At 70.5% G+C, this 11,899-nt stretch carries 11 protein-coding genes and 1 pseudogene; 5 read left to right on the forward strand and 7 right to left on the reverse strand.

The window, feature by feature from the left end; genetic code table 11:
- Positions 1 to 73 precede the first annotated feature (73 nt).
- Positions 74 to 349 (forward strand): SCO4848 family membrane protein, encoded by a 276-nt coding sequence (locus ABD236_RS06880; RefSeq protein WP_344071312.1) that lies wholly within the window; start codon positions 74 to 76, stop codon positions 347 to 349.
- A 158-nt stretch (positions 350 to 507) separates the two neighbouring features.
- The gene (locus ABD236_RS06885; RefSeq protein WP_344071314.1) at positions 508 to 2,064 is read left to right on the forward strand and encodes an ABC transporter substrate-binding protein; all 1,557 of its coding nucleotides are present in this window, start codon (positions 508 to 510) and stop codon (positions 2,062 to 2,064) included.
- Here the strand turns inward: ABD236_RS06885 and ABD236_RS06890 are convergent.
- Together ABD236_RS06890 and ABD236_RS06895 are read right to left on the reverse strand one after the other, a co-directional pair.
- Positions 2,065 to 2,812, reverse strand: a pseudogene (locus ABD236_RS06890) (TetR/AcrR family transcriptional regulator); the annotation flags it as partial.
- 30 nt (positions 2,813 to 2,842) lie between these two features.
- Entirely contained in the window at positions 2,843 to 4,120 is a 1,278-nt protein-coding gene (locus ABD236_RS06895; protein ID WP_344071318.1) for an MFS transporter, read from the reverse strand.
- Between the two features lie 93 nt (positions 4,121 to 4,213).
- Between ABD236_RS06895 and ABD236_RS06900 the strand changes: the two genes are divergently transcribed.
- Positions 4,214 to 4,726: a MarR family winged helix-turn-helix transcriptional regulator gene (locus ABD236_RS06900; RefSeq protein ID WP_344071320.1), complete on the forward strand. Its 513-nt coding sequence runs from the start codon at positions 4,214 to 4,216 to the stop codon at positions 4,724 to 4,726.
- Between the two features lie 181 nt (positions 4,727 to 4,907).
- Here ABD236_RS06900 and ABD236_RS06905 read toward each other — a convergent pair whose 3' ends face one another.
- From ABD236_RS06905 to ABD236_RS06925, 5 genes are all read right to left on the reverse strand, one after another.
- Positions 4,908 to 5,687, reverse strand: coding sequence for a succinate dehydrogenase iron-sulfur subunit (locus ABD236_RS06905; RefSeq protein WP_344071322.1), 780 nt, complete (start codon positions 5,685 to 5,687; stop codon positions 4,908 to 4,910).
- Positions 5,687 to 7,441, reverse strand: coding sequence for a succinate dehydrogenase flavoprotein subunit (gene sdhA / locus ABD236_RS06910; protein WP_344071324.1), 1,755 nt, complete (start codon positions 7,439 to 7,441; stop codon positions 5,687 to 5,689). Before sdhA ends, ABD236_RS06905 begins: the two co-directional genes overlap by 1 nt.
- A gap of 31 nt (positions 7,442 to 7,472) precedes the next feature.
- A complete protein-coding gene (locus tag ABD236_RS06915; RefSeq protein ID WP_067163339.1) occupies positions 7,473 to 7,949 on the reverse strand; it encodes a succinate dehydrogenase hydrophobic membrane anchor subunit in 477 nt (158 codons plus the stop codon).
- 8 nt (positions 7,950 to 7,957) lie between these two features.
- Complete coding sequence (gene sdhC / locus ABD236_RS06920; RefSeq protein ID WP_344071327.1) at positions 7,958 to 8,338, reverse strand: succinate dehydrogenase, cytochrome b556 subunit; 381 nt, start codon at positions 8,336 to 8,338, stop codon at positions 7,958 to 7,960.
- A 216-nt stretch (positions 8,339 to 8,554) separates the two neighbouring features.
- Positions 8,555 to 9,367 carry a 2-oxo-4-hydroxy-4-carboxy-5-ureidoimidazoline decarboxylase gene (locus ABD236_RS06925; protein WP_425543827.1) on the reverse strand — a complete coding sequence of 271 codons (813 nt, stop codon included), beginning with the start codon at positions 9,365 to 9,367 and terminating at the stop codon, positions 8,555 to 8,557.
- 155 nt (positions 9,368 to 9,522) lie between these two features.
- Here ABD236_RS06925 and ABD236_RS06930 point away from each other — a divergent pair, with 155 nt between their 5' ends.
- Together ABD236_RS06930 and ABD236_RS06935 are read left to right on the forward strand one after the other, a co-directional pair.
- Positions 9,523 to 11,106, forward strand: coding sequence for a family 20 glycosylhydrolase (locus ABD236_RS06930; RefSeq protein ID WP_344071432.1), 1,584 nt, complete (start codon positions 9,523 to 9,525; stop codon positions 11,104 to 11,106).
- 54 nt (positions 11,107 to 11,160) lie between these two features.
- Entirely contained in the window at positions 11,161 to 11,751 is a 591-nt protein-coding gene (locus tag ABD236_RS06935) for an RNA polymerase sigma factor (RefSeq protein WP_344071329.1), read from the forward strand.
- The last annotated feature ends 148 nt before the right edge of the window (positions 11,752 to 11,899 follow it).

Here is an 11,899-nt window from a genome sequence, read left to right on the forward strand (position 1 = left end):
CACCGGAGGGGTGACCCGCCGGGAGCCGCCACCCGCCCGGCTGCTCCCGCTTCGCCCCGGTGATACTGATTCCATGAAGCTCAGCAGCCGCGTCTCCTGGTTCCTGCTCGCGTTCGGAGTGTGGAGCTGGATCATCTGGATCACTTTCGTCAAAAACCTGTGGAAGGACGGCAGCGGGCTGGCCTTCGACGACTCGGGCGACCCGACGGCGTACTTCTGGGTGCACCTCACCCTCGCCGTCGTGTCCTTTCTCCTGGGGACGGGTGTCGGCCTCATCGGGTTCCGTTCCGTACGGCAGCTGCGTGGCGAAAGTGCCGGGGCCGTCGGGTCACGGACCGCTAACGACTAGGCGCGGCCCCCTTGTCACGCGCGGCTAACGAGTAGCTGTGTAGTGAAGATTTCCTCTTCCGAATGTGAAACCCGTGTGATTGGGTGAGCGCCATCACAGGGGTGCGCGAGGGGGTTCGGCACGCCTGAAGGGTGGGGCGTTCCGAGGAGAGCACGGCGATGCGGTCGATCCGTATGCGGATTCTGGCGTTTTGTGCGGTACTGGTGGTCGTCGGGGTGGGGGGATGGCAGCTGCTGCCGTCCGACGGCAAGAAGACGGACGCGATCACGGTCGGAACGACCGACGCGATCACGTCCCTGGACCCGGCCGGCGCCTATGACGCGGGTTCCTGGGCGCTCTACAGCAACGTCTACCAGACGCTGCTGACGTTCAAGCCGGGCTCGGCGGTGCCGGTGCCGGACGCGGCCCGCGGCTGCAAGTTCATCGGGCTGAAGCTGATGACGTACCAGTGCGAGCTGCGCGAGGGGCTGTCCTTCTCGTCCGGGCGCAAGGTCACCGCGGCGGACGTCAAGTTCTCCTTCGACCGGGTGATGAAGATCAAGAGCGATGTGGGCCCGGCCTCGCTGCTCTCCTCGCTCGGTTCGGTGCAGGCGGACGGCGACACCGTCACCTTCAACCTGAAGGCCAAGGACGCGACCTTCCCGTCCAAGCTCGCCACCGGCGCCGGGTCGATCGTCGACAGCAGCGCGTACCCGGAGAAGTCGCTGCGCAAGGACAACAGCGTGGTCGGCTCCGGCCCGTATCTGCTGAAGTCGTACAAGCAGGGCCAGAGCGCGCGGCTGGAGCCGAACCCCGACTACCGGGGGGCGATCAGCAGGACGGGCCTGCCGATCGACATCCGCTACTACGCCGAGTCGGACCAGCTCAACGCGGCGTGGAAGGGCGGGCAGGTCGAGGTCGCGCACCGGCAGATGCCGCCGAAGGTGCTGGCCAAGCTGTCGCCCGGCGACCCCGACATCCGTATCAGCGAGACGCCCGGGGCCGAGACCCGCAATCTGAACATCAACGTCCGCTCCGGCCACCCGCTGGCCAAGACCAAGGTCCGCCAGGCGCTGGCCGCGCTGATCGACCGGCCCGCGCTGGCCACCGCCGTCTACGACGGCACGGTCGAGCCGCTGTTCTCGCTGATCCCGCAGGGCTTCACCGGCCACAGCACGGCCTTCTTCGACGCCTACCCCAAGGTGGACGTGGCGAAGGCGAAGGGGCTGCTGAAGTCGGCGGACGTGCGCACCCCGGTGAAGTTCACGCTTGCCTACCGCAAGCTCGGGGCCAACGGCGCCGAGGCGGAGCTGCTCAAGGCGCAGCTGGAGAAGGGCGGCCTGTTCGAGGTCGACCTGCTCGCCGAGGCCGACTGGACCAAGATGCAGAAGAACTACGCGGCCGGTGTCTACGACGCGTACACCGCGGGCTGGGTCGCCGACTTCCCCGACCCGGACAACTTCAGCCAGCCGCTCGTCGGCACCGGCAACAGCCTGCACACCGGCTACTCGGACAAGGCCGTCGACGAGATCATCCAGCGCACCCAGCAGTACAGCGACCGGGGCCGCACCGCCGACGACTTCAAGGCGCTCCAGGACAAGGTCGCCGAGGACGTGCCGCTGGTCCCGCTGTGGCAGGGCAAGGACTACGTGGTCAGCAGCCGCAGCGTGGGCGGGCTCCAGTACCTGTCGGACGGCACGGGTGTGTGGCGGCTGTGGGAGCTGAGCTGGATCTGAGCCGCCGCGTTCACGTGGTTCAGGACTTCTTGCGGGCGGTGGCTGCCTGGGCCATGCCCGGCAGGAAGTCCGTGAACAGCTCGTGGACCTCGTGGACCAGCGGGCGCAGCACCCGGAAGCGGGCGAGCGCGACGCCGCGGGTGGTGAGTTTGGCGCCGCGTGCGGCGAGGCGGTAGCTGCGCTCGCGGTCTTCGGAGCGGTCGAAGACCCAGTACAGGACCAGGCCCATCTGGGAGAGCCACATCAATTCGGGGAGCACGTCGACGAGTTCGGCGGGAACCTTGGTCTTGGTTCCGGCCAGTACTTCGCGGTGTACGTCGATCGCTGTCTCGCGGGCGTGCTCGGACTCCGCCGAGAACGGGCTGAGCGGGCTGTCCGGGTCCGCCGCGTTCTTGAAGAACTGCGCGGCGAACTCGTGGTACGGGGCCGCGATGTCCAGCCACGCGCTCAGCACCCCCGCCAGCCGTGCCTCCAGATCGGTCTCCCGGTCCAGTACGTCCCGGACCGCCGCCTGGTGTTCGGCGGCGATCCGGTCGTAGAAGCCCTGGATCAGGTGCTCCTTGCCGGCGAAGTAGTAGTACGCGTTGCCGACGGAGACGCCGGCCTCCTTGGCGATGGCCCGCATCGTCGTCTTGTCGTAACCGAGCTCCTGGAACAGCCGCATGGCGGTCTCCAGGATCAGGGTGCGGGTCTGCTCGCCCTTGGCGGGACTCTGCTCGCTCCGGGGGACCTCGTTCTCTGCTGGCACGCTCTGAGCCTAATAGGGCGTCCGCCGTGTTCAGACCGCGGCTTCGGTGAACGCGTCCGCGTCCGCCTCCGCCTTCGCCGCCGCGGGCGCGCGCCCGAACCGGCGCACCCCCGGCACCGCCGCCGTGGCCAGGCAGGCGCCGCCCACCACGGCCGCGGCGACGAGCAGGGGCGTCGCCGTGCCCCAGGCGTCGGCGGCCAGCGGGGCCAGCGCGTACCCGACGGGCATCGCCGCCAGCGAGAGCAGCCAGTCGTACGAGGTGACGCGGGCCAGCGCATGGGCGGGGACGGCCGACTGCACGGCGGTCTCCCAGACGGGTGAGAGGAAGCCGAGGCCCGCCATCGCGATCCCGTACGCGGCGATGGCCAGGGGCGCCGGGGCGGAGAGGGCGAGCAGGGTGAGCGGGAGGGCGTAGGTGGCGAGGCTCAGGTTGGCCACGAGGATCGGCCGCTTCGGCCGGGCGCGCCCGGCGGCCAGCGAGCCGAGCAGCAGGCCCACCGCGCCCGTCTGGAGGAAGACCACCCAGAACGCCTTGCCGTCGAACTGCTCGAAGGCGACGGCCGGTCCGAGCGTCATCAGGACGGCGGCGGCGCCGTTCCAGGCGGAGTGGGCGAACAGGCTGGTCCAGTACCAGTCCCGCGAGCGCACCTCGCTCCAGCCCTCCTTGAGGTCGGCGGCGAGCGAGCTGCGGGGGAGCGGCACATGGCGGACCCTGATCGCGCTCAGCAGGGCCGCGCTCACCGCGAAGGAGGCGGAGTCCAGGACGAAGGCCCAGCCGGGGCCCGCGGTGAGGATGAGGACGCCCGCGAGCGCCGGGCCGCCCACCCGGGCGGCGCTGGCGACCACACCGATCAGGGCGTTGGCGCGCCGCCGGTTCTCCTCCTCGACCGTCCCGGTGAGCAGCGGCGCCGTCACGGGCATCGCGAACGCGGAGGCGGCGCCACCGAGGGCCTCGGCGAGCGCGATCTGCCACAGCCGGGGCTCGCCGCCGAGCAGTTCGACGCCCACGAAGAGCTGGGTGGCGCAGCGGACGAGGTCGGTGGTGAGCGCGACCGTACGGGCGTTGAGGCGGTCGCCGATGACACCGCCGACCGGCAGGAGCAGCAGCTTGGGGACGATGGAGCAGCCGAGCACGAGGGCCAGGTCGGCGGTGGAGCCGGTGGCCAGATAAACGGCGAGGGCGAGCGCGGCCGGGATCATCGCGTCGCCCAGCAGGGACAGGGAGCGGCCGATGAAGAGCAGCCGGAACGCTCGGGTGCGCAGGGGGTGCGGCAGGGACGGCGGCATGGGTGGCGGCGTGGGTGGCATGCCGAGAATCTATTTCGGTTCCGAATGATTCGTCAACGAAATATTTGCTACCGAAGGAGTTGAGGGAGCGGTTCCTGTACGTACGATCAGGTCATGGAGCACGCAGAGGAGGCCGAGGCGCGGCGGGACTGGACCGACGGGCACGTGGAGCAGTGGCTGCCCGTCCTGCCCGGGCTCGACCCGGTCATCGAGGGCGCGGTGACCCGGATGAAGCTGCTCTCCGGCCATCTTCGGCGGGTACGGGAGCGGTCCCTGGTCGACTTCGCGCTGGACCGGCCGGAGTTCGACACGCTGCACAAGCTGGCGGGGCGGGGCGGTACGGCGACGCCGTCGCAGCTCGCCACGGATCTGGACCTGGCGCCCGCGTCGGTCACGGGCCGTCTGGACGCCCTGGAGCGGCGGGGGTTCGTCCGGCGCAGGCCCTCCACGACGGACCGGCGGCGGGTCCACGTCGAGCTGACGGAGTCCGGGCGGGCGACGTGGGCGGGGGCGATGGATGTGCTGGGGGATGAGGAGTCGCGCGTGCTGGGCGCGCTGTCGCGCGAGGAGCGCGAGCTGTTCAACGACATGTTGCGCCGGATCATGCTCGTCGCCGAGGCGGGTTGAGCTTCGTCCGCGGCCCGGTGGCCGCTTCTCGCGCAGTTCCCCGCGCCCCTAAATGCCTAGGGGCGCGGGGAACTGCGCGGCCAGCCCACCACGGTCCGCAGGCGGAGGGAAATCGCGCGGTACGCGAAAGGCCCCGGCTCCCGGGAGGGGAGCGGGGCCTCTCGCGCTTACCGCGCCAGAATCAGAAGCGGCGCGTGATCAGCGCGCGCTTGACTTCCTGGATCGCCTTGGTGACCTCGATGCCACGCGGGCACGCGTCCGTGCAGTTGAACGTGGTGCGGCAGCGCCACACGCCGTCCTTGTCGTTCAGGATCTCCAGGCGCTGCTCCCCGGCCTCGTCACGCGAGTCGAAGATGAAGCGGTGCGCGTTGACGATCGCCGCCGGGCCGAAGTACTGGCCGTCGTTCCAGAACACCGGGCAGGACGAGGTGCAGGCCGCGCAGAGGATGCACTTCGTCGTGTCGTCGAAGCGCTCGCGGTCCTCGGCCGACTGGAGCCGCTCGCGCGTCGGCTCGTTGGTGTCCTTGGTGATGAGGAACGGCATCACGTCGCGGTACGCCTGGAAGAACGGGTCCATGTCCACGACCAGGTCCTTCAGGACCGTCAGGCCCTTGATGGCCTCGACCGTGATCGGCTTCTCCGGGTTGATGTCCTTGATCAGCGTCTTGCAGGCGAGCCGGTTCTTGCCGTTGATCCGCATCGCGTCCGAGCCGCAGATGCCGTGGGCGCAGGAGCGGCGGAAGGTGAGCGAGCCGTCCAGGTCCCACTTGATCTTGTGGAGACCGTCGAGCACGCGCTCCTTCGGGTCGATCTCCAGCTGGAAGTCCTGCCACGTCGCCTCGGCCGAGACCTCCGGGTTGAACCGGCGGATCCGGAAGGTGACCGTGATGTAGGGCGAGTCGGCGAAGCCGGGCTCCGGCGCGCCGGCCTTGTCGGCCTTGTCCAGGGTCGGGGTTGCCATCAGTACTTACGCTCCATCGGCTGGTAGCGGGTCTGGACGACGGGCTTGTAGTCGAGTCGGATCGAGTCCTTGCCGCCGTCCGCGACCTCGCGGTACGCCATGGTGTGGCGCATGAAGTTGACGTCGTCGCGGTTGGGGTAGTCCTCGCGGTAGTGACCGCCGCGGGACTCCTTGCGGGCCAGGGCGGAGACGGCCATGACCTCGGCCAGGTCGAGCAGGTTACCCAGCTCGATGGCCTCCAGGAGGTCGGTGTTGAACCGCTTGCCCTTGTCCTGGATCGAGACGTTCTTGTAGCGCTCGCGGAGCTCCGCGATCTTCTCCACGGCCGTCTTGATCGTCTGCTCGGTGCGGAAGACCATGACGTTGGCGTCCATGGTCTCCTGGAGCTCCTTGCGCAGCACCGCGACCCGCTCGGTGCCGGTCGACGACAGCAGGTTCTTGACCTGCGTCTCCACCAGCTCCGCCGGGTTCTCCGGAAGCTCGACGTAGTCGGCCTTCGCCGAGTACTCGGCGGCGGCGATGCCCGCGCGGCGCCCGAACACGTTGATGTCCAGGAGCGAGTTGGTGCCCAGGCGGTTGGCGCCGTGCACGGAGACACAGGCGACCTCGCCGGCCGCGTACAGACCCGGCACGACGGTGGTGTTGTCCGCCAGGACCTCACCCTCGACGTTGGTCGGGATGCCGCCCATGGCGTAGTGCGCGGTGGGCTGGATCGGGATCGGGTCCGTGTACGGCTCGATGCCGAGGTACGTACGGGCGAACTCGGTGATGTCCGGGAGCTTGGCGTCCAGCTGCTCCGGCGGGAGGTGCGTGAGGTCGAGGTAGACGTGGTCGCCCTCGGGACCGCAGCCGCGGCCCTCACGGATCTCGGTGTAGATGGAGCGCGAGACGACGTCACGGGACGCGAGGTCCTTCATGACCGGCGCGTACTTCTCCATGAAGCGCTCGCCGTCCTTGTTGCGCAGGATGCCGCCCTCACCGCGGGCGCCCTCCGTCAGCAGGATGCCCATGCGCCAGATGCCCGTCGGGTGGAACTGGAAGAACTCCATGTCCTCCAGCGGCAGACCGCGGCGGTAGCAGGCGGCCTGGCCGTCACCGGTCAGGGTGTGCGCGTTGGAGGTCACCTTGAAGAACTTGCCGGTGCCGCCGGACGCGTAGATCACGGACTTCGCCTGGAAGACGTGGATCTCGCCGGTCGCGAGCTCGTACGCCACCACACCGGCGGACGTCTTGACGCCGTCGACCTCGGTGATGAGCTGGTCGAGCACGTAGAACTCGTTGAAGAACTCCACGCCCTCCTTGACGCAGTTCTGGTACAGCGTCTGGAGGATCATGTGGCCGGTGCGGTCCGCGGCGTAGCAGGACCGGCGCACCGGGGCCTCGCCGTGGTTGCGCGAGTGGCCGCCGAAGCGGCGCTGGTCGATGGTGCCGTCCGGGGTGCGGTTGAACGGCAGGCCCATCTTCTCGAGGTCCAGGACCGCGTCGATGGCCTCCTTCGCCAGGATCTCGGCGGCGTCCTGGTCGACCAGGTAGTCACCGCCCTTGACCGTGTCGAAGGTGTGCCACTCCCAGTTGTCCTCCTCCACGTTGGCGAGCGCGGCGGCCATGCCGCCCTGCGCCGCGCCCGTGTGGGAGCGGGTGGGGTAGAGCTTCGTCAGCACGGCGGTGCGGCTGCGCTTCGTCGCCTCGATGGCGGCGCGCATACCGGCGCCACCGGCGCCGACGATGACGGTGTCGTACTTGTGGATCTTCATCAGAGAATTCCTCAGTCCCTCAGCCCGTGGCCTAGCGGATGTTCGGGTCGAAGGTGAAGATCACCAGCGTGCCCAGCAGGACGGTGAACACCGTGGCGGTGTAGAGCAGCATCTTCAGCCAGAAGCGGGTGTTGTCCCGCTGCGCGTAGTCGTTGATGACCGTGCGCAGGCCGTTGGCGCCGTGCAGCATCGCGAGCCACAGCATGGCCAGGTCCCAGACCTGCCAGAACGGGTTGGCCCAGCGGCCGGCCACGAAGGCGAAGCCGATCTTGGACACACCGCCGTCCAGCACCAGCTGGATGCACAGGTGGGTGACGACCAGGACGACCAGGACGACACCGGACAGCCGCATGAAGAGCCAGCCGTACAGCTCGAAGTTGGTGCGGGTCGACTTCGGCGTCTTCTTGGTCCGCTTGCGCGGGGCCTCGATGAGCGGCGCGGGGTTGTCGGCGTCGTACAGGCTCGCGCCCTCGACCTCGCCGATCGCGGAAGTGGTTTCGGCAGACATGTCAGTCCTCAGCTCCCGAACAGTTCACGGGCGGCGTGGCCGAGCACGGGGTACAGCGCGCCGACCATCAGAAGCAGCCAGATGATCACCACGGACCACAGCATCTGCTTCTGGTAGCGGGGGCCCTTGGCCCAGAAGTCGACCGCGATGATGCGGAGACCGTTGAGCGCGTGGAAGAGGATGGCGGCGACGAGGCCGTACTCCAGAAGCGCCACGATGGGCGTCTTGTAGGTAGCGACGACCTTGTCGTAGTCCTCGGGGGAGACACGCACGAGCGCGGTGTCGAGGACATGGACGAACAGGAAGAAGAAGATGAGGACACCGGTGACTCGATGAGCCACCCACGACCACATGCCTTCCCGGCCGCGGTACAGCGTTCCAGCCGGCACGGAAAAACCCTCCGGGAGCGGGGACTAGGGCCGGCCGGCTTGACTGTCGGTCTGACCCGGCCGGGTACGGTCCACCGGCCCCGGTCATCGTAGCGACGAGATGTCGGTTCGTTCGCGCGGGGTCCTCAGGTGTGATCAAACAGGCAATCAATCTGCCACGGACGGGCTACGGACGGGGCCGGACGGGCCGTCACGGGGCCGGTGTGCGGGACGGGTTCAGTGGGGTACGCCCGCTGTGTCCGGCTCTGGGTGATTCGTCACGAGAGAGGCGAGCCGGGCGCGGGCGAGTCGGCGCAGCTCGTCGGCGGCGATGGCCCGCTCCTCGTCCTGCTCGTTGGTCATCCGCACCCGGATGCCCCCGAGCATCTCGTTCAGGTGTTCGGTGGGGCGCCGTCCTGTCAGGCAGATCACGAAGGCGTGTCCGAACCGGCTCTCGTACGCGGCGTGCGCGGCCCGCAGCGCGGTGTGGGCCGCCTGCGGGGCGGTGGCGTCCAGGCCCGGCGAGCGCTCCTCGGCCAGCGCCTCGGTGAGGTCCTCGGGGGAGAGGTCGTAGCTGGCCTCGTCGGCCGCGGCGAGCAGGGCGTCCAGATCCGGGTAGGGGCGGTGGGCGGTCACCCGTTCGGCCCAGCGCAGGCTCGCGCAGCAGTCGAGCAGCGCGGCCTCGGCGGCGGCGCCGGACGCGCGGTTGAACCGGGTCAGCCCGTCCTCGCCCGGCTCGCGCGCCGGATCATAGGGGCCGGGGATGATGGGATCGGCCTGGGTCCGGCCCGGTATGGCCGGGCGCCCCGTGGTACGGGGAGTGTGATGAAGTGGCGGCGGTCGCTTCCGGGGGCCGGCGTGGGATTCGCTGGACAGCGTGGGCTCCTCGAACGAACGACAGAAGACCGCCGGCGAAAGCAGTGGTGCGCGCGCCGGCGTGGAGACAGCGGGACCGGAGACAGTGGAGAGGCGGGAGGTGAAGAAGAGGTGGGAGAGCCGCCACGCTATCGACGCCCGGTGGAGGAGGGCCGACGGTTGCGCGAATTTCACCCGGACGTGCGGGGTGAGCTACGCATGGTGGACGCCTCCCGGGTCCGCCGCCTCGCCTTCGCCGTGGTTGTTCCCGTATGGGAGGATTCTGAGTGATGTCGCAGTCCAGGAGTGCCGACGGCGCCGACGGCGCCCGCGGTGACCGGACGCCCCGGATGAGCCGGGGCGCCCTGGTGGCACGCGTCGCCGTCGCGGTCGTGGCCGCCCTCGCGCTCACCGTGCTGGTCTGGCCCGAGGACGACACCCACGGCGGCCACGGCGGCCGGGTCGACCCCAAGCCCGGCGCCTCCTCGTCGCCCGCCCAGATCTACCCGATCTCCTCGCCGCCCCGCACGATCCCCTCCGTACGGCAGCACGAGCCCGCCCGTGGCCCCGGCTTCCGGCCGGTCGCCGGCACCCGGGTCGTCGTCGCCACCGGCAGCGAGACGCTCGCGGACGAGGCCGAGCTGCTGGCGCAGGAGCTCGACAAGGAGTACGTGCAGGGCGCGGCGCCCCGGGCCGGGGACATCGAGCTGGCGCTGAGCCCGAAGGCCAAGGCCACCCCCGAGTCGTACACCCTGACCGCCCGCGAGCGGACCGTGCGGATCACCGGGCCCGACGAGGCCGGGGTCTTCTACGGCACCCGCACCCTCAAGCAGGCGCTGCGCGACGGCGGGGTGATGCCCGAGGGCGTCGTCGAGGACTGGCCCGACCGCCCGCAGCGCGGCCTCAACCTGGACATCGCGCGCAAGCCCTTCACGGCAGGCTGGATCGAGAGCCGGCTGCGCGAGATGGCCGACCTCAAGCTGAACCAGCTCGGGCTGCACTTCTCCGACGACCAGGGCTTCCGGATCGAGTCCACCGCGCACCCCGAGGTCGTCTCGCGCGACCACCTCAGCAAGCGCGAGGTCGAGCGGATCGTGGCGCTGGCCCGGCGGCTGCACATCGAGGTGGTCCCCGAGATCGACTCGCCGGGCCACCTGGGCGCGGTCATCAAGGCGCACCCCGCGCTCGGGCTGCGCAGCGCGAGCGGCCGGACGGTGCCGGGCGCGGTCGACATAGCGAACCCGGACGCCGCGCGGATCGTGGACGACCTGCTGCGCGAGTACGCGGACCTCTTCCCCGGCGCCTACTGGCACCTCGGCGGCGACGAGTACCTCGCCCTGACCGCCAAGGACCCGGAGGCCACCTACCCGGGCCTGGCCGCCGCCGCCCGCGCCAAGTACGGCGCCGAGGCCGGCATAGCGGACCTGGCGACCGGCTGGCTCAACGACCGGGCCGCGGTGCTGCGCCCGTACGGCAAGAAGTTCAAGGCCTGGAACGACGGCTACTTCAAGGGCACCTCGGTCGCCCCCGACCCGGCCCGCGAGGTCGAGTACTGGACCGGCAAGGAGCTCGGCGCCCGCGCGCCCGAGGAGTACCTGGCCGAGGGGCGCCGGACGGTCAACCTCAACGACGAGTACCTGTACTACGTGCTGGGCGAGCCCAACGCCTTCAAGTACCCCACCGGCCGGCGCATCTACCAGGAGTGGACGCCGCTGGTGCTGCGCGGCACCGGGCCCGTCCCCGCCCGCTACTCCGACCAGGTGCTCGGCGCCCGGTTCGCCGTCTGGTGCGACCGTGCCGACGCCCAGACCCAGGACCAGGTGGCCCGGGGCATCAGGATGCCGCTGCGCGCCCTCGCCCAGAAGCTGTGGGACCCGCGCACTCCGGCCCTGGAGTGGGAGGACTTCAAGGAGCTCGCCGACAAGCTGGGGTGAGGTCCGCGCGGGCCCGGCTGTGACAATTCCGGCCGCCCGCGCGCAGAACAGACCATGGGGGGTCGGGGCCGGAGCCATGGCCGGATACGGGGCGACGACGCGGAGCTCGGGGCGGCCGTCGCCGGGGCCCAGCAGGGGGACGAGCGGGCCTTCGCCGTGGTCTACCGGCTGGTGCACCCCGGGCTGCTCGCCCATATGCGGTCCCTGGTCGGGGCCGAGGCCGAGGACGTGGCGTCCGAGGCGTGGCTGGAGATCGCCCGTGACCTGGCGCGGTTCCGGGGCGACGGGGCGGGTTTCCGCGGCTGGGCCGCGACCATCGCGCGCCACCGCGCCCTGGACCATCTGCGCCGCCAGAAGCGAAGACCGCGCACGGTCGGGCTCGACCAGGAGGCGCTGGAGCTGCCGGGCGGCCAGGACACGGCCGAGGCGGCGCTGGAGTTCCTCTCCACCCGCTGGGCGCTCCAGCTGATCGCCACCCTGCCGCGCGAACAGGCGGAGGCGGTGCTGCTGAGGGTGGTGGCCGGGCTCGACGGAGTGGCGGCCGCCCGGGTGCTCGGCAAGCGCCCGGGGTCGGTGCGCACCTCGGCGCACCGGGGGCTGCGGCGGCTGGCACAGGGGATGGGGCCGGAGCGGGACCGGTCCTGACCGCGGCCGGGCCCGGGCGGGCGGCGGTGGCGCGGAAGGACGGCCGGGGCCGCCACCCCCCACAGGAGAGGCCCCGGCCGTCTTCCGTCGGGGCCGTGTGGCGACCCCGTACTCCTCTCAGCGCCACGGCTGCGTTTTCTGTCACACC

The organism is Streptomyces crystallinus (assembly GCF_039521265.1).
Lineage (GTDB): Bacteria > Actinomycetota > Actinomycetes > Streptomycetales > Streptomycetaceae > Streptomyces > Streptomyces crystallinus.